This is a genomic window from Roseovarius aestuariivivens (assembly GCF_004761875.1).
Taxonomy (GTDB): Bacteria; Pseudomonadota; Alphaproteobacteria; order Rhodobacterales; family Rhodobacteraceae; genus Roseovarius; species Roseovarius aestuariivivens.
The window spans coordinates 1-20,520 of sequence record NZ_SJEY01000004.1 but is presented as its reverse complement, the minus strand read 5'-3'; the positions used below and the strand labels follow the sequence as shown (position 1 = coordinate 20,520).

At 63.8% G+C, this 20,520-nt stretch carries 17 protein-coding genes; 9 read left to right on the top strand and 8 right to left on the bottom strand.

Annotated features, from left to right (window positions below):
• Position 1: 1 nt before the first annotated feature.
• The 3 genes from EZV60_RS07590 (at position 2) to EZV60_RS07580 (ending at position 6,696) form a co-directional block, all read left to right on the top strand.
• Positions 2-1,996, top strand: a complete 1,995-nt coding sequence (locus EZV60_RS07590) for an ABC transporter permease (protein WP_135503958.1) — start codon at positions 2-4, stop codon at positions 1,994-1,996.
• Between the two features lie 63 nt (positions 1,997-2,059).
• The gene (locus EZV60_RS07585) at positions 2,060-4,432 is read left to right on the top strand and encodes a trimethylamine N-oxide demethylase (protein ID WP_135503955.1); all 2,373 of its coding nucleotides are present in this window, start codon (positions 2,060-2,062) and stop codon (positions 4,430-4,432) included.
• Between the two features lie 236 nt (positions 4,433-4,668).
• Positions 4,669-6,696 (top strand): NADPH-dependent 2,4-dienoyl-CoA reductase, encoded by a 2,028-nt coding sequence (locus EZV60_RS07580; RefSeq protein ID WP_135503953.1) that lies wholly within the window; start codon positions 4,669-4,671, stop codon positions 6,694-6,696.
• A gap of 6 nt (positions 6,697-6,702) precedes the next feature.
• Here EZV60_RS07580 and EZV60_RS07575 read toward each other — a convergent pair whose 3' ends face one another.
• Positions 6,703-7,146: a DUF4399 domain-containing protein gene (locus EZV60_RS07575; RefSeq protein ID WP_135503951.1), complete on the bottom strand. Its 444-nt coding sequence runs from the start codon at positions 7,144-7,146 to the stop codon at positions 6,703-6,705.
• Between the two features lie 200 nt (positions 7,147-7,346).
• Here EZV60_RS07575 and EZV60_RS07570 point away from each other — a divergent pair, with 200 nt between their 5' ends.
• Together EZV60_RS07570 and EZV60_RS07565 are read left to right on the top strand one after the other, a co-directional pair.
• Entirely contained in the window at positions 7,347-8,252 is a 906-nt protein-coding gene (locus tag EZV60_RS07570; protein ID WP_135503949.1) for a LysR family transcriptional regulator, read from the top strand.
• Positions 8,253-8,424: 172 nt separating this feature from the next.
• A complete protein-coding gene (locus EZV60_RS07565) occupies positions 8,425-8,964 on the top strand; it encodes an NADPH-dependent FMN reductase (RefSeq protein ID WP_135503947.1) in 540 nt (179 codons plus the stop codon).
• Here EZV60_RS07565 and amrS read toward each other — a convergent pair.
• Positions 8,961-10,049, bottom strand: a complete 1,089-nt coding sequence (gene amrS / locus EZV60_RS07560; protein WP_135503945.1) for an AmmeMemoRadiSam system radical SAM enzyme — start codon at positions 10,047-10,049, stop codon at positions 8,961-8,963. The two genes, EZV60_RS07565 and amrS, sit on opposite strands and share 4 nt — an antisense overlap.
• A 37-nt stretch (positions 10,050-10,086) precedes the next feature.
• Here amrS and amrB point away from each other — a divergent pair, with 37 nt between their 5' ends.
• Positions 10,087-11,475, top strand: a complete 1,389-nt coding sequence (gene amrB / locus EZV60_RS07555) for an AmmeMemoRadiSam system protein B (RefSeq protein ID WP_135503943.1) — start codon at positions 10,087-10,089, stop codon at positions 11,473-11,475.
• Between the two features lie 26 nt (positions 11,476-11,501).
• Here amrB and EZV60_RS07550 read toward each other — a convergent pair whose 3' ends face one another.
• Positions 11,502-11,954, bottom strand: coding sequence for a hypothetical protein (locus EZV60_RS07550; RefSeq protein WP_135503941.1), 453 nt, complete (start codon positions 11,952-11,954; stop codon positions 11,502-11,504).
• Positions 11,955-11,958: 4 nt separating this feature from the next.
• Entirely contained in the window at positions 11,959-12,987 is a 1,029-nt protein-coding gene (locus tag EZV60_RS07545; protein ID WP_135503939.1) for an NAD(P)/FAD-dependent oxidoreductase, read from the bottom strand.
• A gap of 38 nt (positions 12,988-13,025) precedes the next feature.
• Here EZV60_RS07545 and mnmC2 point away from each other — a divergent pair, with 38 nt between their 5' ends.
• Together mnmC2 and EZV60_RS07535 are read left to right on the top strand one after the other, a co-directional pair.
• Complete coding sequence (gene mnmC2, locus EZV60_RS07540; RefSeq protein ID WP_135503937.1) at positions 13,026-13,724, top strand: tRNA (5-methylaminomethyl-2-thiouridine)(34)-methyltransferase MnmC2; 699 nt, start codon at positions 13,026-13,028, stop codon at positions 13,722-13,724.
• Positions 13,721-14,587, top strand: a complete 867-nt coding sequence (locus EZV60_RS07535; protein ID WP_135503935.1) for a DMT family transporter — start codon at positions 13,721-13,723, stop codon at positions 14,585-14,587. Before mnmC2 ends, EZV60_RS07535 begins: the two co-directional genes overlap by 4 nt.
• An 11-nt stretch (positions 14,588-14,598) precedes the next feature.
• Here the strand turns inward: EZV60_RS07535 and EZV60_RS07530 are convergent, their stop codons facing one another.
• Positions 14,599-16,680, bottom strand: coding sequence for a lytic transglycosylase domain-containing protein (locus EZV60_RS07530; protein WP_342588781.1), 2,082 nt, complete (start codon positions 16,678-16,680; stop codon positions 14,599-14,601).
• A gap of 40 nt (positions 16,681-16,720) precedes the next feature.
• Between EZV60_RS07530 and dapA the strand changes: the two genes are divergently transcribed.
• Complete coding sequence (dapA, locus tag EZV60_RS07525) at positions 16,721-17,596, top strand: 4-hydroxy-tetrahydrodipicolinate synthase (RefSeq protein WP_135503933.1); 876 nt, start codon at positions 16,721-16,723, stop codon at positions 17,594-17,596.
• Positions 17,597-17,826: 230 nt separating this feature from the next.
• Here dapA and EZV60_RS07520 read toward each other — a convergent pair whose 3' ends face one another.
• The 3 genes from EZV60_RS07520 to EZV60_RS07510 form a co-directional block, all read right to left on the bottom strand.
• Positions 17,827-18,546, bottom strand: coding sequence for an NYN domain-containing protein (locus EZV60_RS07520; RefSeq protein ID WP_135503931.1), 720 nt, complete (start codon positions 18,544-18,546; stop codon positions 17,827-17,829).
• Positions 18,547-18,629: 83 nt separating this feature from the next.
• Positions 18,630-19,505, bottom strand: coding sequence for a glutathione-dependent disulfide-bond oxidoreductase (gene yghU, locus EZV60_RS07515; RefSeq protein ID WP_135503929.1), 876 nt, complete (start codon positions 19,503-19,505; stop codon positions 18,630-18,632).
• Positions 19,506-19,609: 104 nt separating this feature from the next.
• Complete coding sequence (locus tag EZV60_RS07510) at positions 19,610-20,203, bottom strand: hypothetical protein (RefSeq protein WP_135503927.1); 594 nt, start codon at positions 20,201-20,203, stop codon at positions 19,610-19,612.
• Positions 20,204-20,520 lie beyond the last annotated feature (317 nt).

Sequence of the window (20,520 nt, the reverse complement as noted above, 5' to 3'; positions counted from 1 at the left end):
CATGGCCGATATCGCCACCACCGCCCTGCCGTCACAGCCCTCCAGCCCGCCGCGCGACCGGGTGCTGCAGGTTCTGCTTGTCGCGGCGGTGGTGCTGACCGCGCTCAAGCCGGTTCTGCCAGACATGCTCATCCGCCTCCCCGAGGCCTGGATCCCGCCCTTTGCGGCGTGGCTCGACGCGTTTTTCGAATTCATCAAGGGCGATCCGGCGACCGGGCGCTTTGGCCTGATGACCCTCACCCGCTGGTTCGCCGAAGGCCCGCTCGACTTCCTGCTGGGCTTCACCGCGAACCTGCTCGAGGGCAAATATCGCTGGCCGTTCCTTTCCGATCCGATCCCGTGGTCCGCCGTCGCCGTCGTGGGCGCGGTCCTCGGCTACTATCTCGGCGGCTGGAAAATGGCGCTTCTGGCGGGCGGCACCTTCGTGTGGACCGCCGCGATGGGGCAGTGGGAAATCACGATGGAAACGCTCTCGGTGCTGGCCGTGGCCGCACCCCTGGGTTTTCTCATCGGCCTGGTGATGGGCATCGCCGCTTGGAAGTGGAAGGCATTCGACACCGCGATCAAGCCCGCCCTCGCGGTGATGCAGACCCTGCCCTTCTACACCTACCTCCTGCCTGCCGTGATCTTCTTCAAGGTGGGCCCCACTGCGGGGGCCATCGCCACCACCATCTACGCCACGCCGCCCATGATCCTGATGACGGCACTGGGCCTCAAGAAGGTCTCGCCGGAGATCATCGAGGCCGGCAAGATGTCCGGCTGCACCCGCTGGCAGATGCTGACCAAGGTCTACATCCCGTCGGCCCGCACCGAGATCCTCGTCGGCGTGAACCAGGTGATCATGCTGTCGCTCGCCATGGTCGTTCTCACCGCCTTCATCGGCATGCCGGGTCTGGGTGGTAAGCTTCTGGCGATGATGAACAGCTTCAAGCTGGGCCGTTCCTTCGAGATCGGCGTCACCATCGTCCTTGTCGCCATCATGCTCGACCAGATGTCCAAGGCCTGGGTCCACAAGCTGCCCCAGCACCACGAGAAGGGCACGCTGTGGTACATCCGGCACAAGTATCTTTTGGCCGGCGTGGTGGGCTTCGTCTTCTTCTTCGTGCTGGCCCAGTTCGTCGAATATTTCAACGAGGTCGGCCGCCGTCAGTCGCTGTCGATGGGCCGCGAGATCGACGACGTGATCAAGGGCTTCCTCAACATCGACGCGGTGCAGGCCACAACCGGCTTCATCCGCTACATTCTCAATGTCTGGGTGCTGGTGCCCTTCCGCGACGCGCTCTTGTGGGTGCCGACCCCCGCCTTCATCCTCTTCATGATCGCCTTCGCCTACGCACTGGGCGGCAAGCGCCCGGCCATTTACGCGGGCGTCTTCTTCGGCCTCGTGGCGCTCACCGGCTGGTGGGACCGCGCGATCATCACGCTCTACTCGGTAATCTCGGCGGTATTCATCTCGACGCTGATCGGCATTCCCCTGGGCATTTTCGCCGCCCGGTCCGAAAAATGGGCCAACCGCATCCTTCTCGTGTGCGACACGGCCCAGACCTTTCCCAGCTTCATCTACCTGCTGCCGGCGATCATGCTTTTCGGGATCACCGACACCACCGTCGTCCTGTCGATCGTGATCTTCACCACCGTGCCGCTGACGCGCTACACCATCGAGGGCCTGCGCGCAGTGCCGATCGAGATGAGCGAGGCGGCCGACATGTCCGGCTGCACCCGCTGGCAAAAGCTGACCTCCGTGCAATTGCCGCTGGCGATGCCGACACTCGCCATCGGCTTCAACCAGGCCATCATGTTCGCCTTCTTCATGGTGATCATCGCCGCCTTCATCGGCACCCAGGATCTGGGCCAGGAACTGCAGCGCACGCTGGCGGGCACCGATCTGGGCAAGAACTTCGTGCTGGGCATCAACGTCTCGCTGATGGCGCTGACCTTCGATCTGGCGATCATGAGCTGGGCCAACCGCCGCCGCAAAGCGCTGGGATTGGCCTGATGGCACATTTATACACCTCTGGCGCGGGCCGCCGCAGACCGACCTGACCGCAAGGCACACCCGATGAATATCAAGCCCGTCTTCGAAACCCCCTATGAACGCGCCGGCATCGTCACACCGGGCCTGCCGATCCTGCCGCACGGCACCGAACGCCATCCCATCCCCGGCGGCGGCTCCCGCGCCCTGCCCGTCTATCGCGGCGACGAAATCTCGGTGCTGGACCGCGAAGGGCTGCAGGTCTGCGAACTGGTCTTCTTCACCCCCGACGGCAAAAGCGATCCGGGCCGGCTCGGCGCGCGCGGCGCGGGCCGGCCCGACGGGATAATCTCGGTGCTGGCCGGCGGCGCGCCCTCGGGCGCGCGGGTGGCCGCAGCGCTCGACAAGGCGGGCTTTCGGCTGGGAGAGGCGCAGGCGATCCGTACGCTCGGCGACGGCTCGCGTCCCGGCGACATGACCCATTTCGTGGCCGAGTGCGACGGGCTGCTGATCGCCGCCGCGCCGGGCGGTCCGATGCACCCCGGCGAACAATCCCCGCCCACGGAACTTATCCTCTATCTCCGCCGTGCCGACCCGGCCATGGCCAAGGGCGGCCACACCCCGCCGGATCCGCTGGCCGACCCGATCGCGGACATCAATATCCAGCCCGGTCAGGCGATCTCCTACCAGGTGAAGAAGGGCGAATTCATCCAGATCCTCGACGTGCAGGGCCGCGAATGCTCGGACTTTCAGGCGTTTTCCACCCGGGCGCTGGACAAGGGCCGCGAGCGCGAGATCGACCCGACGACGACCCGCGCGCTGATGGGCACGCTCTATCCCCAACCGGGCATCTTCTCGAAATACTGGACGGTGGATCATGAACCGCTGGTCGAGATCGTGCAGGACACCTGCGGGCGGCACGACACGTTCGGGCTGGCCTGCACCGCCCGATATTACGAGGAACTGGGCTATCCCGGTCACGTGAACTGTTCGGACAACATGAATGCCGACCTGCAGCAATACGGGATCACCCCGCGCGGGGGCTGGCCCGCGATCAACTTCTTCTTCAACACCATGCTGGATGAGACCAACGCCATCGGCATGGATGACCCGTGGTCGCGCCCGGGCGATTACGTGCTTCTGCGCGCGCTCACCGACCTTGTCTGCATCTCGACGGCCTGTCCCTGTGACGTGGACCCGGCCAACGGGTGGAATCCCACCGACATTCAGGTGCGCACCTATGGCGCGACAGAGGAGTTCGACCGCGCCATGGGATACAGGAAATCTGCGGAGGCCCCAGTGGAACTGACCAAGAAAACCGGCTTTCACGACTGTTTCGCCAAGATGACCCGGGATTTCACCGAGTATAATGGCTACTGGCTGCCCAACAGCTTTACCGATCACGGCCCCATCGCCGAATACTGGGCCTGCCGCGAGAAGGCCGCGATCATGGATCTGTCGCCCTTGCGGAAATACGAGGTCACGGGACCCGACGCCGAAGAGTTGATGCAGTATTGCGTGACCCGCAACGTCAAGAAACTGGCGGTGGGTCAGCTGACCTATACCGCGATCTGCTACGAGCATGGCGGCATGATCGACGACGGCACGCTCTTCCGGCTGGGCGAGAGCAATTTCCGCTGGATCGGCGGCAATGACACTTCCGGTCTCTGGCTGCGCGAACAGGCGCAAAAACTGGGCCTGAACGTCTGGGTGCGCAACTCCACCGATCAGCTTCATAACGTGGCCGTCCAAGGCCCGTTGTCGCGCGACATCCTGAAAGAGGTGCTCTGGACCGCGCCTGCATCCCCGACGGTCGAGGAACTTGGCATGTTCCGCTTTACCGTCGCGCGTCTCGGCGATTTCGACGGCACGGCGGTGGTGCTGGGTCGCGCGGGCTATTCGGGCGAGCTCGGCTACGAGGTCTTTTGCCACCCCAAGGATGCGCCGGAAGTGTTCGACGCCATCTGGGCCGCCGGGGAACCCAAGGGCATGGTGCCGCTGGGACTGGCCGCGCTCGACATGGTGCGCATCGAGGCGGGGCTGATCTTTGCCGGGTCAGAATTCAACGACCAGACCGACCCGTTCGAGGCCGGCATCGGCTTTACCGTGCCGCTCAAATCCAAAGAGGACGATTTCATCGGCCGCAAGGCGCTGGAAGAGCGCAAGGCGCATCCGCACCGCAAGATGGTGGGGCTTGAGATCGACGGCGGGCTGGTGCCCGGCGCCGGCGATTGCGTCCGCATCGGCAAGGCGCAGGTCGGCGAGGTAACCAGCGCGATGAAGTCTCCTATCCTCGGTAAGACCATCGCATTGGCGCGGGTGGACGTGACCCACGCCGAGCCCGGCACCGAGATCGAGGTGGGCCAGCTTGACGGCCTGCAAAAACGCCTGCGCGCCCATGTCGTCCCCTACCCGCATTTCGACCCGACGAAAGAACGGGTGAAAGGGAACTACACCTGATCCGGCGGAGCGGTTGCGCCGCACATGTCAGTCAGATGGGGGACGCTGTCCCCTACACCCCCTTGGGTATTTTTCGCCAGATGAAGCCGGGACGTTAACGGTTTCGCCGGTGTACGGGTTGTGTACAGGATGTGTACGGATGTCACCGGGGGGTTTGGGAGACATCCTAACGCAGCGTTCGACGTGACAAGCCCCGGCGCAACAGGCATCAATGCCTCAAAGACGAGGAGGATCCGATGACCGCCTATCCCAACCTGCTGCGCCCGCTGGACCTCGGTCACGTAACGCTCAAGAACCGTGTTTTGATGGGCTCGATGCACACAGGCCTTGAGGAAACCAAGGACTGGAACCGCGTGGCCGAGTTCTACGCCACCCGGGCGCGGGGTGGGGTTGGCCTGATGGTCACAGGCGGCATGGCCCCCAACAAGGAAGGCGGCGTTTTCCCAGGCGCCGCAGGGCTTTACACCGTGCAGGATATCGAGAATCACCGCGTGGTGACGAACCGTGTGCACGAGGCGGGCGGGCTCATCGCGATGCAGATCCTGCATGCGGGCCGCTATGCCTACAGCCCCGATTGCGTGGCCCCCTCGCCCATCAAGTCACCGATTTCTCCTTTTCCACCCAAGGAGTTGGATGAAGATGGCATCGAAAAACAGATCTCGGATATCGTCACCTCCGCGTCGCGTGCGCGTGAAGCCGGCTATGACGGGGTCGAGATCATGGGGTCGGAAGGGTATTTCATCAACCAGTTCCTGGTGAAACATACCAACCACCGCACCGACCGTTGGGGCGGATCCTACGAAAACCGCATGCGCCTGCCCGTCGAGATCGTGCGCCGCGTTCGCGAGGCCGTCGGCCCTGATTTCATTATGATTTATCGCCTATCGATGATCGATCTGGTGCCGGACGGATCCACCCATGACGAGGTCGTGCAGCTGGCGCAGGCGGTCGAAAAGGCGGGGGCGTCGATCATCAACACAGGTATCGGCTGGCACGAGGCGCGGGTACCCACCATCGCCACCTCGGTGCCGCGCGCGGCCTTCGCATGGGTGACGAAAAAGCTGATGGGCAAGGTGGGAATCCCGGTTATCACCTCGAACCGGATCAACATGCCCGACGTGGCCGAAAAGGTGCTGGCCGATGGGTGCGCCGACATGGTGTCGATGGCGCGGCCCTTCCTGGCGGATGCCGATTTCGTGGCCAAGGCCGAGGCCGGTCGGGCTGACACGATCGCGCCCTGCATTGCGTGCAACCAGGCCTGTCTGGACCACACGTTCTCTGGCAAGATCTCAAGCTGCCTCGTCAACCCGCGGGCCTGTCACGAAACCGAATTGCGGATCACGAAAACCGACGCTCCGAAAACCGTTGCGGTCGTAGGGGCGGGACCGGCCGGATTATCGGCTGCGATGACCGCCGCGGAAAGGGGACATGCCGTGACATTATTCGACCGCGACACACGGCTTGGCGGACAGCTCAACATGGCGCGGGAAATTCCGGGCAAGGAAGAATTTCACGGTCTCGTTCAGTGGTTCGAGACAATGGTCGCCGAACTTCCGATCACGCTTCGGCTGGGCACCGAGGTCTCGGTCGACATGCTCAAGACCTATGACGAGGTGATCCTTGCGACCGGCGTGATTCCCCGCGACCCTGCGATTCCCGGGCAGGACGCACCGAACGTCCTGTCCTATATCGATGTGCTGCGCGGCAAGGCCGAGGTCGGAAAAAGGGTGGCGATCGTCGGCGCCGGAGGCATCGGGTTCGACGTCGCGGAATACCTTGTGCAGGACGGCGGATCGACCACAGGAGACCTTACGGAGTGGAAAGAGGAATGGGGCGTGGGCGACCCGGCGGACACGCCCGGTGGACTGGCCGAAGAAGGCCCCCGGCCCGAGCCGCCCGCCCGCAAGGTGATCCTTCTGCAGCGCAAAAACGAGCGCCCCGGCAAGCGTCTGGGCAAAACAACAGGCTGGATCCACCGTGCCGCCCTTCGCATGAAGGGCGTCGAGATGGTCGCGGGCGTCAATTACGAACGGATCGACGCGGATGGCCTGCATGTGACGGAGGGCGACGCGCGGGAAAATCCCCGGCTGGTCGCGGCGGACACTGTCGTGCTTTGCGCCGGCCAGCTGAGCGAGCGCAGACTTGCAGGTGCTCTTGAGGACGCAGGTAGGACCGTGCATGTCATAGGCGGCGCCGATGTGGCGGCCGAACTCGACGCGAAGCGGGCCATAGACCAAGGGACGCGGCTGGCCGCGTCCCTCTGACAGCTTTTATTCAACAGTGATCGTGATCTGTTCCGAAGCCACTGGCGGATCGTGCGGCACATGGTTCTGGTCTCCAAGCACGAGTTGCAGCGTGTGCTCGCCCGGCTCAAGCTCCAGCGTCACCTGCGTCTGACCGCCGCCGAAATGCCGGTGGTTTTCGTCCGAGGGAATGCTGTTGGACAGTTCCTCGTCACCGTCCGGTCCTTCGCCTAAGGGCGGGCGATTGACGAAGATATGATGGTGCCCTGTCTTTTCCTTTTCGACACCGGCAGGCGCCACGCCCATGCCCTCAAGGCCGAAGACAACCGTGACCGGACTGGTGACCGTGGCGCCGTCCTCAAGATTGACGAAGTAAACTTTTGCGCCTTCAGGCGCCGGTGTGTCGCCGGCCATCAGCGGCGCGGCCATCAATCCAAGCGCGAAGATCGCGCTGCCCAAAACTTGTCTCATTTCTTCTCCTCCCGGTTGTACGTGAAAAAATAACGATAACCCGGACAAGCCGGAATTCCACTTCATATAGCTGTGTAAACGTGTTTCCCCGACACGAACGATCCCACACAAAACCTAGATATTGTCGGGCATACGCCCAAGTTGCGCCTGATTTTGCGTCGATAAACGGCGAAAGAAGGAAATGCACAGAGGGATCGAGAATGGACCGCCTGACCGAAATGGAGGCCTTTGCGACGGTCGTGGACCAAGGAGGGTTCACAGACGCTGCTCGCAAGATGGGGATCTCCAAATCTGCCGTCTCCAAGCATGTCTCGTCACTTGAAGCCCGCCTTGGTGCCCGCCTGCTAAATCGAACGACACGCCGCGTCAGCCCGACGGAAATCGGTCTGGCGTATTATGACCGCGCCCTGCGCGTGCTCAACGATGCCGGTGAGGCCGACGCGCTTGTCAGCTCTATGCAATCCGATCCTTCAGGCCTTTTGCGCATTTCCGTGGCAACCGATTTCGGCGTTAACCATCTGAGCCCGGTCCTGGGACAGTTTCTCGACGACTATCCGGACATCACCGTGAACATGGTGCTTAACAACCGCTATGTCGAACTTATCTCGGAAGGGTTCGACATGGCGATCCGCATTGGCGAGCTGGAAGACAGCACGCTTCGGGCGCGCAAGCTGACCGAAACCACCAAGCGCATGATCGCCAGTCCGAGCTACCTTCAGAAATTCGGCCGGCCCACCAAGATCGACGACCTGAACGAACATAAGCTTCTGCATTATTCCAGCCAGTCGAATGGATCTGTCTGGAAGCTGACCGCGCCGTCCGGCGAAAAACGGCAGGTTCGAACCGCCGGTGGCCTGTCCGTCAATGACGGGCAGTCCTTGCTCAACGCTGCCATCTCGGGTCTCGGCATCGCCTATCTTCCCAGCTTTCTCTACGCGGGGGCCTTGAAAGAGGGCAAGGTCGTGGATGTGATCCCCGATCTGCCGGTTGAAACGCAAGGTATCTACGCCGTCTATCCCCCGGGCCGATTCACCCAGCCAAAAGTGCGCGCCTTCATCGACTTCCTCGTGCATGCGTTCGCCGAAAAAGGTCCGACCGACTGGTAGACACGAATTTCCTCAGCCGCCAAGGCTACCTTGCCCCGGACAGACGCTGTCCGGGGTTTTTTCGCGCCTTGAGCGCGCGCACACAGGGGCTGTGCGATGCTGCCGCCTTGCCCTGCGCGGTCTAAGCCGCACATAAGGCGTTGAAACACATACAACGTATCCGGAGGCACCGATGTCCAACCCCAAGCTACTTCTGATCACCGGCTCGCTGCGCGAAGGCTCGTTCAATCGAATGCTCGTGCGCGAAGCCGCCCGGATGTTCGGCCCTGCGGACGTGACCGAGGCCGATCTCAACCTGCCGCTCTATAACGGTGATGTTGAAACAAGCGAGGGCGTACCGGAGAAAGCCAAGACGCTAGCCGCGCAAGTGGCCGAAGCGGATGCTCTGATCGTCGGTTCGCCAGAGTACAACAAGGGTATCACGGGTGTTCTGAAGAACGCGCTCGACTGGGCCAGCCGTGTCGACATGCCCGCCTTCAAGGGCAAGCCGACGGTTCTGCTTTCCGCATCTGCTGGGCGCACGGGCGGTGAAACCGCGCTCTTCATGGCCCAGCACTGCCTCTCGCAATTCCAGGTTCGGTTCATTCTTGGTCAAGGCGTGATGGTCGCCGCCGCCTCGAACCATTTCGACGAGAACGGCAGTCTGACCACAGACACGTATCGCGAGCTTCTGCAGACCCGAATGGACGAATTGCGCGCCGAGCTGGGCTAGACTTCGGCCATGCGCAAAGGTTGACGACGACGGCCCCACGTTCCCGGGGGGCCGTCGATCACGCCGGGAAAGCGCGTACCACAGGTCAAACACCCGCCAAAATCGTCTAGTTTCCAGTCGGATAGCTGATGCCAGTCCCGCTCGATCACCCGTGTCCCGCACCCCGTACAATAGCTCGACTGTGCTGCGACATCGTGAACATTGCCGATGTAGACGTGGTTCAGCCCATTGGCCTGGGCAATGTTACGAGCGCGCAATAGCGTGTCGTGCGGCGTTCTTTGGTGTGATTGCATCCGGTGGTCCGGATGAAACGCGGTGAAATGCACCGGCACATCCGGTCCGCAGTTGTGATAGACCCATGCGCTGAGCGCCTCGATTTCGCCGATGCTGTCGTTTTCACCGGGGATCAGAAGCGTTGTCAGTTCCACCCAGCAGGTCGTCTCCTGCACAGCGAAGCGGATTGCGTCCAGAACGGGACCAATACGTGAACCGGTCAATTTTCGATAGAAATCCTCGGTGAAACCCTTGAGGTCAATATTGGCCGCATCCATCGACCGGAAGAACTCGGCGCGGGGCTCTTCGCAGATATAACCGGCTGTTACAGCGACGCTTTTCACACCCACCTCATGACAGGCCGCCGCCGTGTCGACGGCATATTCGTGAAAAATCACCGGATCATTGTAGGTGAATGCGACCGACGCACAGCCTTCCGCGCGAGCGACAGCGGCGATACGCTCTGGGCTGGCGCTATGAGCAAGGCTGTCGGTTTCACGGCTCTTGGAAATCTCGTGGTTCTGGCAAAACTTGCAGGCAAGATTGCACCCCGCCGTGCCGAAGCTGAGCACCGCAGTGCCGGGCAGAAAGTGGTTGAGTGGTTTTTTCTCAATAGGATCAATGCAAAAGCCGGTGGATCGCCCATAGGTGTCCAGCACCATGTGATCACCTTGGCGCATACGGACAAAGCACATGCCGCGCTGCCCGTCGCGCAGCGCGCAAAACCTTGGGCAAAGCGTACATGTCAGGCGACCATCATTTTCTGCCCGCCAAAATCGTGCCCGGTGCGTCTTTTGTCCGTTTTCATTCATGATCTTGCCACCTGTGCATGTGATATGGTGACGGGTGATGGAAAATGAAACCGACACCACTCTGCGTTACCCTGCAACCGCCGGAAAGTTCTTTCCCGGCGAGCCTGACGCGCTGTCGCAGGAGGCCGAAGCCTGCATCACAAAGGGGCGCGCAGGCTGGCGGCCCGAGGGATCGGTGCCACGCGCGGTGATCTCGGCACATGCGGGCTACGCCTTTTCCGGATGGCTCAGCGGCACATCATGGAGAGCAACAGCGCGCGGCAGACCAGAAAGTGTTGTGGTTTTGTCGCCGTCACACCGGCATGCCTTCGACGGGATCGCGCTACCCTCGCAGCGGGGCTATGCGATGCCCGGCTTCGAACTGCGGATCGACCGGGGCGCAACGAACAGCCTCGTGATGGAAGAACTCGCAAAGATCGAGGACGCGGCCCACGATCAGGAACACGGTATCGAAACGCAGCTGGCATTTCTGCACCGCCTGCATCCCGAAGCCAGGATCGTTCCGCTAGTGATCGGGCAAAGCACACCTGCACAGGTGGCGGCCGTCATCGACCATCTCGCAGCGCGGGACGGCACCCCGCCGTTGTTCATTTTATCAAGTGATCTCAGTCATTTCCTTCCTCTTGATAAGGCGCGGGATCACGATGCGGAAACCGCGAAACTGATCGAGACGGCGCAGACCGGGCGGCTGACCGGGGCGCATGCCTGTGGCGCGATGGCGATCAAGGGGTTCTTCGCGTCGCGCTATGGGCAGGGGTGCAAGGTGCAGCGACTGGCGATGGCCAACAGCGCCGATGTGACCGGGGACACAAACCGGACGGTGGGATACGGGGCCTGGGCCGCGTTCGGGCCGGCCGACGACATGATCGTGCCACAGCACCGGGACGTGCTGCTTGGTGTAGCGCGCAAAGCTTTGATATCCCGTGCAAAAAAGGGAAAACCCCCGCAAATCGAAACGTCGAGTTTCGCCCCCGCGCTACACGGGTTCGGGGCCAGTTTCGTCACGCTGCAGCAGGACGAACGGCTTCGGGGCTGTATCGGATCCTTGACCGCCCATCAGCCCCTGATCGCAGATGTCGTTGAAAACACGGTGAAATCCGGCTTTCAGGATCCGCGGTTCAAACCCATTACGGCGGCCGAGATCCCGGATCTTAGGATCAAGATCGCAGTGCTATCGCCGTCCGCCCCCATGACCTTTGGCGACGAAAAGTCCCTTCTGGATCAGCTTGTTGCCGGTCGCGACGGCCTGATTTTGTCGGACGGTGGCAAGCGCGGCGTGTTCCTGCCCATGGTCTGGGAGAGCCTGCCCACCGCAGATCAGTTCCTGACCGGGCTGAAGGTCAAGGCCGGCCTGCCGAAGGATCACTGGAGCGACACGGTCGAGATCCGGCGATTCTGCGCGGAGAGCTTTGCCGAGACTGCGTGACGTGTTTTGTACAATTTGCAGCATCTTCAAAAGGCCGATTGTACAAATTGTACATCGTCCCGACGACGTGTCGCGGCCTCGGATTGCGGCACGCGCGGAAAGCACAGGCCGCTCGCGATCAGGCCGGTCGCCATGTCGCGACCTTCCTTGCGGCAGGTGGCTGTGTTGCCCTCGATCCGGCAGGTGATCGACCCGCCTCTTAGGAATGTATTCAGAAGCGCCTTGGCGCGCCGTCCCTCCGCCCCACCCGGATCGGGGCAGACGACGCCCTTGAGATCATAGGCGGTACCATCGAGCTCGACCCGGTCGCCGGAGAGCGCCCGCCACACGCGCGGCTGCCGGTCGATGGCCGAACTGGGCGGGCGGTCGGACCCTTCGATCTTCAGTTCGCGCGGGGCCGGGCGCAGATAGAGGTCGCAGAGATCACCGAAGTAGTCCGGGAACGCGCAGACAAAGAGAAGGGATAGAAGCGGTTGCATGGATCTAGAGCGACGCCTCCGGTCGGAAATCTTTCGGAATGCGATCCTTCCCGTCGAGCATCAGATCGGCCATGACCGCGGCCACCTTGGGCGCCATGCCGAAGCCGATCTTGAAGCCGCCATTGGCGATGAAAGCGTCATTCTGAAGCGGATGACGCCCGAGGATCGGCGCGCGGGAGCGGGCGCGCGGACGCAGACCCGCCCACCGTTGAAGGACCGGCGCATCGGCGAGGGCCGGCACGGCAACCCGGGCGCGGGCGATGATCCCGTCAAGCTGCGCGTCGGTGGCGGCGGGATCGTCATAGTCGCGCTCTGACGTGGAGCCGATGGCGGTGGTGCCATCGCCATGCGGAATGATATGCAGCGTATCGGCGAAAAGCTGTGGCTGGTCCGGAGCGGCGAAATCGAGCAGCGCCGCCTGGCCTTTGACCCCGGTGCCGATGGCGCGGGGCAAATGTTCCGACATCTCCAACAGACCTGCCGCACCGGTGGCGTAAAGCACAATGCCGCGCGGGGTGCCTTCCGGCGCGATGGTGCCGCCGAGCGCCGTGACGGTGGCGGCGAGCGCATCACAGGCGCGACGCGGATGCAGGCGCGCCGAAAGCGTGTCGTGAATCAAAAGGCCGGTCCGCGTCAGCGGGGCGAAGTCCGCCGTCGCCTCGACCACCTGCCACGTGGCGTGATCGCCCCAAAGGTCGCGCGCGGTTACCCCGCGGTCCTTGGCAAGGGCGAGGGCGCGGTCGTCGGCGATGGGTTGCAGCCGCCCGGTGCGGGCATAGCCGGGATCCTGACCTGCGCATTCGGCCACATCGGCCCAGAAACGTTCGGCCATCAGGAGACTATCGAGCTGGAACGCTTTCTTGTCGTTCCAGTTTTCCGGCACGTGCGGCGCAAGCGCGCCGACAACCCCGCCCGACGCCCCCGCACCCGGGCCGAAGGGATCGATCACGGTCACCCGCGCGCCACGGCGCAGGCAGGTGAAGGCGGTGGAGAGGCCGAAGATGCCGGCCCCGTAGATCGTGATCTCGGCCATTGTCTTTCCCTTGGCGTGGCGCGATGTTGTCCCGCGTTATGACACATAGTCGACCCGCTTCCCATGACGAGACGAACCGCGCTGCGCTGGACTGGCGCGCAGGGGATGTGCCCGTGTCGCGGCGCTTCGACGACCCGTATTTCAGCCTTGAGAACGGGCTGGAGGAAACACGGCATGTCTTTCTTGGCGGCAACGGTCTGCCGGGGCGCTATCGGGATGGGTTTCAGGTGGCCGAGCTTGGGTTCGGCACCGGTCTGAACTTGCTGGCAAGCCTGCAGGCGTGGCGGGAAACCGGGGTGACCGGCGTGCTGCGATACACGAGCTTCGAGGCCTATCCGATGGCCCCGGAGGATATGGTGCGCGCCCAGGCGGGATTTGCCGGGCTGAACGCGCTCGCCGCAGAGCTGTCGCCGCAGTGGGGCCGGTCTGTGATCGAGTTGGACGACCTTCGGTTCGAGCTGATTACCGGCGACGCGCGGCAGACGCTTCCGGGCTGGGATGGCCTGGCCGACGCCTGGTATCTTGACGGGTTTTCGCCCGCGAAGAACCCCGAGCTGTGGGAGGCCGACCTTTTGGCCGAGGTGGGCGGGCATACCGCGCCGGGCGGCACGGCGGCGACCTACACGGCGGCGGGATTCGTGCGGCGCGGCCTCGCCGAGGCCGGGTTCGAGGTGACGCGTGTGCCCGGTTATGGCCGCAAGCGGCACATGACCACCGCCCGGAAAGCCCGCGCATGACCGAACAGAACACAAGGCTGGGCATCCTGCTCATGGTGGCGACGACCTTTATCTTCGCCGTTCAGGACGGGATCTCTCGCCATCTGGCAGCCGAATACAATGTGCTGATGGTGGTGATGATCCGCTACTGGTTCTTTGCCGCCTTCGTCATCACCGTGGCCACGCGCAAGGCGGGCGGCGTGCGCGCCGCGGCGGCGACGGAACAACCGGTGATGCAGGCCTTTCGCGCGCTGCTTCTGGTGGTGGAGGTCTGCGTGATGATCGTGGGCTTCATCCTGCTGGGACTGGTGGAAAGCCACGCGGTGTTCGCCTGTTACCCGCTGCTGATCGCGGCGCTGTCGGGGCCTGTGCTGGGCGAATATGTGGGCTGGCGGCGGTGGGCGGCCATCGCGGTGGGCTTCGTGGGCGTCATCATCATTCTCGAACCCGGCGCGGGCGTCTTCCGGATCGAGGCGGTGGTGCCGCTTTTGGCGGCGCTGATGTTCGCGCTTTACGGCCTTTTGACACGGTTCGTGGCGCGCAAGGACACGGCGGCGACGACGTTTTTCTGGACCGGCACGGTGGGATCGGTGGCGATGACCGTGGTCGGCGTCTGGTTCTGGGAACCGATGGTGGCCTCCGACTGGGCGTGGATGGGGGCGCTGTGCATTACCGGGGCGCTCGGGCATTTCACCTTGATCAAGTGCTACGAGGTGGCTGAGGCGAGCGCGGTGCAGCCCTTTGCCTATCTCCAGCTTGTCTTTGCGAGTGCCATCGGGATCAGCGTCTTTTCCGAGACGATCCGGCCCAACGTGGCCATCGGCGCGGGGCTTGTCGTGGCGGCGGGGCTTTTCACGCTATGGCGGCAGCGGGTGAAAGGCTGAGGCGGACGCGGTCAGTCCGAGGGTTGGCGGAACGTGTCGCCTACCAGTTCCTGGGAAAACGGCACCGGATGGGGATCCTTCCCCAGACGGGCGCGGTAGACTGGCAGGCTTTCGGCGACGCGCATGATGTAATTGCGTGTCTCGTTGAAGGGGACGTGTTCGATCCAGTCCACCACATCGACCGCACCGGTGCGCGGATCGCCGAAATCCGACATCCAGCGCGGCGGGCGGGCGGGCCCGGCATTGTAGGCCGCCGACATCATCACGATATTGCCGTCGAACTGCCGCGCCATGCGCGCCAGATAGGCCGCGCCCAGCCGGGCGTTATACGTCCAGTCGGCGAAAACCTTGGCGCGGGTGTGGCCCGAGGCGCCGATGGCGCGGGCCATTTCTTCGGCGGTGCCGGGCATGAGCTGCATCAGTCCCATTGCGCCCGCGCCGCTTGCCACGCTGGTGTCGAACTCGCTTTCGCGCCTGGCGATGGCAAGCGCCAGTTCCGGCGGCACGGCCAGATCCATCTCGGCCAGCGGGTGCAGCGCGTAATAGGGCGCAGGCAGGGTGATGCCTCGCCCGGCGGCGGCCTTGCCGACCATCACCTCCAGGTGCGGCTCGCCCAGATCCTTCATCGCCTTGCCGAGCCGTGCAAGGTCGGCCCGGTCCAGGTTTTCAGCGAGGTGGGTGAAGAACCGTTCAGCCAGCGACAGCCGCCCGCTGGCCAGCGCCAGCACCCCGGCCTGAAACACGTCGCCCGACGCAAACTCCGCGTCCCGCCAGGGCCCGGGATCCTCGCCCCGCAACGCCGGGTCGGACGGAAGCCCGCCACGTTCCGCCGCAAGCAGCCCGTAGAACGAGGTCTGATGCAACGCCCCCAGCTCATAGGCGATGGCGGCGGCCTCTGCATTGCCGGCCGCCTCTTGCGCGCGGCCGATCCAATAGCCCGCGCGGCCAAGCGAAATCGGCGTCTCGACAGCCGCCAGGAAACGCTGAAAATGGATCAGCGCCAGCGCCGGATCCTTGAAATAGGTCAACGCGAGGTAGCCCGAAAGCCATTCCAGATCAGCAAAGTGCGAGCCCTCGACAAGCCCGTGCACCGCTGCGATGTCATAGGCCGTGCGCACCGCGCCCGCCCGCATCTGCGACCGCGTCAGCTCTCGCCGCCAGCCGGACCACCGCGCCGGCTCTCCCAACCCGTTTTCAAGCCGGCTCTGGCGCAAAAGCAGCTCGATTGCCTCGGCGGTGCGGCCCTTTTGGATGTGCCGGTTGAAAAGCGCATGCGCGATATGCGGATCGCTCTGCGCCGCCTCGGGCAACGCGTCGAGCCGGGCATCGGCCTGCGCCGCGCCGGTTTCGATCATCCGCGCGACAAGGGCGCGTTCGCGGGTGTCCGCGTCGACGAGCGGCAGCATCTGGTCAACGTCGCGCAGGCCGCGCCACAGCGTCATATGCAGCCGCGCCTCGTGATGCGCGGCAAGAAGATCCGGGAACGCCTGCATGAAGGCGTCGTGCTCGGCGGTGGAAAGATCCAGTGTGCGCCAGGCCAGCACGACCGCGATATCGGCATCCGCGGCACGGTCGACGGCCCGCAACGCGCGCGCCAGGTTGAGCGCGCCAAGCCCGGTCTGCGGGCGGCGATCCTCGTAAAAGGCGATGACCGCGTCTGGCGTGGCCGCGACCATCGCCTCCTCGCTTTGCTTGTGCAGGTAATCGAGCCCCGGCCAGTCGCCATGCGTTTCAAGAAAGGCCAGCACCTCCTGCGGCGTGCCGCGCCCGGCGCGCAGGCGGTGCCATTCAATGAGGGCCGGGCCCGCAGGACCGGCCCGTGCGGCCAGACGTGCGGCCACCTCCCAGCGGCCCGCCTGCATCGCGTCGAACGCGCTCGCCATCGGTCGGGGCGCGATTCGGGGCGCGTCAGCGGCTGCCATATCCGGCAACGACAGGGCGAAAGCCGCCAAAACAAGGCATAGGATGCGCAACATCTCTTGCATTTCCCGGGTGAGAAGGGCTAGACGGCGCCAGCCTACGCAGGCCAGCCCCCCGCGTCCATTCACAAGCTTGGCAGGAGGGCGGCAGGCCGCTAGGGTCGCGTCGCGCATCGGCCACCCCGGCCGCGCGCAAGAACGAAAGGAGCGTCACATGTTCAAGGGATCATTTCCGGCCCTAGTCACGCCGCTGAAAAACGGCGCGGTGGATGTGGACACGCTCAAATCCCTCGTCGAGTGGCATATCGAAGAAGGCAGCCATGGCCTTGTGCCTGTGGGTACGACGGGCGAAAGCCCGACGCTTACCCATGAAGAGCACGAGATGGTCGTCTCGGAGGTGGTTAAGGCCGCCGCCGGGCGGATCCCGGTCATCGCGGGCGCGGGATCGAACAACACGCTGGAATCGATCCGCTTCATGAAGCACGCCGAAGAGGTCGGCGCGAGTGCGGCGCTCGTGGTCACGCCCTACTACAACAAGCCCACACAGCGCGGGCTGATCGCGCATTTCACCGCGCTGCACGATTGCTGCGAGTTGCCGATCATCATCTACAACATTCCCGGCCGGTCGGTCGTGGACATGTTGCCCGAAACAATGGGCGAACTGGCCAAGTTGCCGCGCATCATCGGCGTCAAGGACGCCACCGGGGATCTGGCGCGGGTGAGCTACCAGCGCATGACCTGCGGCAAGGAGTTCGTGCAGATCTCGGGCGAGGACGCCACGGCGCACGGTTTCAACGCGCAGGGCGGCGTCGGCGTCATCACCGTCACCGGCAATGTCGCGCCGCGCATGGTGGCCGAGGTGCAGAACGCCACGCTTGCGGGGGATTACGCCAAGGCGCTGGAAATCCAGGACCGGCTGATGCCGCTCCACAAGGCCATCTTCACCGAACCGGGCCTCGTGGGCGCGAAATACGCCATGTCACGTCTCGGACTATGCAGCGAAGAGGTACGCTCGCCCCTGACCGGTCTCAGCGACGAGACAAAGGCGATGGTGGATGACGGGCTGCGGCACGCGGGCCTCATGAACTGAGAGCGGCGCTGCCCGGCTTCAACGGCCGGAGTCTGAGTTTGCGACCCAAGAAGAAGCCGCTGATGCGCCTTTCTATTTTCTTGGGATGACCACTCGCGCCGAAGGCGCCCGGGCGCATTATCCGCGCAAAGGCCAGATCGAACGCGGCGCGTTGCCCCACGCCCGAGGCGGCGCGCCCCGCGACGCCGAGATGACAGGCGCGCCGCAAGGCGCTCCTTCGGATCACCGGCTCAGTCGACGCGCCGCACCAGCATCTGGTTGCCCGGGCCGGGCTTGAGCTCGAACACCTTCAGCTCGGCCACAAGATCCGACAGCTTCTTCTTGCCGAAGCTGCGCGTGTCGAAATCGGGCTTGTCCGCCTGGATCTGCTGGCCGACGCGGCCCAGAGGGTACCACTCGCCATCCACGTCGATCTTTTCCATCGCCGTGATGATGAGCGACTTGGCGTCGCTGACCTTGCGGGTGTCAAGCTTGGCCCCGTCCTTGCCCTTCGATGGCGCGCCCGTCTCGCCGACGATGTTCTCGATCGCCACGAAGCGATTGCAGGCATTCTTGAGCGCGTCCGGCGCCTTGGCCTCGCCGATGCCCACCACGGTCAGGCCCTGTTCGCGGATCCGGCTGGCCAGGCGGGTGAAATCGCTGTCCGACGAGACCAGCACGAAGCCGTCGAAATGCCCGGCGTGCAGAATATCCATCGCGTCGATGACTAGCCCGATATCGGACGCGTTCTTGCCCTTCGTGTTCGCCGTTTCCTGGTGCTGCACGAGGCCGAGCTTGCGTGCGGTCGCGGTCCAGCCGGCCAGCTGCTGGTTGGACCAGTCGCCATAGACCCGCCGCAAGCCCGGCTCGCCGTAGCTGGTCACCTCCTGCAGGATGGCGTCTGCGTATTTCGCGGGCACATTGTCGGCGTCGATCAGGACGGCCAGAAGGCGGCTTCGATCGTCGGGCATGGCGGTCTCCTTTGCAGACCGGTATGCCGCATCGGGCGCGCGGGCGAAACAGTCGATTGTCGCGCCCGCGCCGTCCGCGGCGATCAGGCGGCGGTGTCGCCGATCTTGTCTTGTGTCCGCGTTTCGAAATCCGATGCGGCATGGCGTTCGTGCAATTGCTCTTCCGGCGGCCCCGAGACGCGGTTGACCATGCGGCCCCGACGCACGGCCGGGCGCGCGTCGATCTTCTTGGCCCAGGCCATCACATGCGGATACTCGTCGACCGACAAGAACGTGGCGGCGTCGCCATATTGCCGGCCAAGAACAAGATTGCCGTACCAGGCCCAGATCGCGATATCGGCAATGGTATAATCGTCCCCTGCGATAAAGGGCTTCTGCGTCAACTCGCGCTCCAGCACGTCAAGCTGGCGCTTGGTTTCCATGGCGAAGCGGTCGATCGGGTATTCGAGCTTTTCCGGCGCATAATGGTAGAAATGCCCGAATCCGCCGCCGAGATAAGGCGCGGAACCCATCTGCCACATCAGCCAGTTGATCGTTTCGGTCCGCGCCGGTCCGTCGGCTGGCAGGAACGCGCCGAAGCGGTCCCCGAGATGCATCAGGATGGACCCCGACTCAAAGACGCGCAGAGGGGTGTCCCCGGTGCGATCCACCATCGCGGGGATCTTGGAATTGGGGTTGATCTCGGTAAAGCCCGAGCCGAACTGGTCGCCGTCGCCGATCCGGATGAGCCAGGCGTCGTATTCGGCGTCATACCCGGCCTCGAGCAATTCCTCGAAGAGGATGGACACCTTCTGCCCGTTGGGCGTGGCCAGCGAATAGAGCTGATAGGGATGCGCGCCCACGGGCAGGTCTGCGTCATGGGTCGGCCCGGCGATGGGCCGGTTCGTGGAGGCGAACTGCCCGCCATTTTCCTTTTCCCAGGTCCAGACCTTGGGCGGGGTGTAGTCTTGATCGGTCATACGGCCTCCGTCATCTGCTGCGCATGTGCGCGGTTCGGACCATTACCTATAGGGCGGACGGCGCGAGACAAGCTGCAGACCTGCACAGGCCTCTGCGCGCGGGGTCAGAGCCCGGCGGGCACCGGTTCGGACGAGGGATCGAAGTCGCGGCCTTCACGCCAGGCGCGCTTCATGGCGAAAACCGTTTGCCGCGGCACCCAGTCGTATTTCTCGTCCCCCAGGGTCGGCGACCAGTAAAGCACGCCGCCGAAACGCCACGGATCGAGCACCATGCCATCGAACATGTCGTCGCCTTTGGCCGAGATGATCACCGTGGAATGATCGATCAGAAGGCGCGTATGGGCATTGGCGATGGCGCGGTGTAGATCCAGCGTCTGGAAGTTCTCGCGCGCTAGACGCGTCTGCATGTCCTGCGCCCAATGCCAGCACAGCCCGCGCGGCTTGCGCCCGGAATTCACCTTCATGTTGTGGATGAGGGGCGGGTCCTCGACCTCGTATTGCCGACGCAGGTGCTTGGGATAGTTGACGGCGATATCCGCGGCGCGGCGCGCCTCCTCGGGGTCGATGTCGGACGACAGCGCCATGATGCCCTGCGCAAGCCGCGCCACCTCGTCCGGGGCCTGTGTCGGCACAGGCTGTCCACAGGCAACGAGAAGGGCAAGGATGGGCAGAAGGGCGAGGCGTTTGAGAAGCGTCACGGGTCCGGATGCAGTAGTCGAAAATATTAACCAACCGCTAACGTCTCAGGGCGGAAATGTCGAGACACATGGCGCGGCGATGACCGTCTTGTGACTGGGCGGCCGCGTGTCTCTCACGAACCGGGACATCCGGTGCACTCTTCTTCAAAAAAACTGCAGATTTCCGGCGTTTTGAGTGCAGGTCGCAGGCCGAGCCGATGCCCGGCCTGCGAAAGCGATCAGAACTCCACGACGGCTCTGATGGATTTGCCCTCGTGCATGAGGTGGAAGCCCTCGTTGATCTCCTCGAGTTTCAGCTTGTGGGTGATCATCGGGTC

What these genes read in the sequence shown, in the direction of transcription:
- EZV60_RS07590 (WP_135503958.1), top strand. Translation starts at nt 2, where the DNA reads ATGGCCGATATCGCCACCACCGCCCTGCCGTCACAGCCCTCCAGCCCG.
- EZV60_RS07585 (WP_135503955.1), top strand. Translation starts at nt 2,060, where the DNA reads ATGAATATCAAGCCCGTCTTCGAAACCCCCTATGAACGCGCCGGCATC.
- EZV60_RS07580 (WP_135503953.1), top strand. Translation starts at nt 4,669, where the DNA reads ATGACCGCCTATCCCAACCTGCTGCGCCCGCTGGACCTCGGTCACGTA.
- EZV60_RS07575 (WP_135503951.1), bottom strand. Translation starts at nt 7,146, where the DNA reads ATGAGACAAGTTTTGGGCAGCGCGATCTTCGCGCTTGGATTGATGGCC.
- EZV60_RS07570 (WP_135503949.1), top strand. Translation starts at nt 7,347, where the DNA reads ATGGACCGCCTGACCGAAATGGAGGCCTTTGCGACGGTCGTGGACCAA.
- EZV60_RS07565 (WP_135503947.1), top strand. Translation starts at nt 8,425, where the DNA reads ATGTCCAACCCCAAGCTACTTCTGATCACCGGCTCGCTGCGCGAAGGC.
- amrS (WP_135503945.1), bottom strand. Translation starts at nt 10,049, where the DNA reads ATGAATGAAAACGGACAAAAGACGCACCGGGCACGATTTTGGCGGGCA.
- amrB (WP_135503943.1), top strand. Translation starts at nt 10,087, where the DNA reads ATGGAAAATGAAACCGACACCACTCTGCGTTACCCTGCAACCGCCGGA.
- EZV60_RS07550 (WP_135503941.1), bottom strand. Translation starts at nt 11,954, where the DNA reads ATGCAACCGCTTCTATCCCTTCTCTTTGTCTGCGCGTTCCCGGACTAC.
- EZV60_RS07545 (WP_135503939.1), bottom strand. Translation starts at nt 12,987, where the DNA reads ATGGCCGAGATCACGATCTACGGGGCCGGCATCTTCGGCCTCTCCACC.
- mnmC2 (WP_135503937.1), top strand. Translation starts at nt 13,026, where the DNA reads ATGACACATAGTCGACCCGCTTCCCATGACGAGACGAACCGCGCTGCG.
- EZV60_RS07535 (WP_135503935.1), top strand. Translation starts at nt 13,721, where the DNA reads ATGACCGAACAGAACACAAGGCTGGGCATCCTGCTCATGGTGGCGACG.
- EZV60_RS07530 (WP_342588781.1), bottom strand. Translation starts at nt 16,680, where the DNA reads ATGCGCGACGCGACCCTAGCGGCCTGCCGCCCTCCTGCCAAGCTTGTG.
- dapA (WP_135503933.1), top strand. Translation starts at nt 16,721, where the DNA reads ATGTTCAAGGGATCATTTCCGGCCCTAGTCACGCCGCTGAAAAACGGC.
- EZV60_RS07520 (WP_135503931.1), bottom strand. Translation starts at nt 18,546, where the DNA reads ATGCCCGACGATCGAAGCCGCCTTCTGGCCGTCCTGATCGACGCCGAC.
- yghU (WP_135503929.1), bottom strand. Translation starts at nt 19,505, where the DNA reads ATGACCGATCAAGACTACACCCCGCCCAAGGTCTGGACCTGGGAAAAG.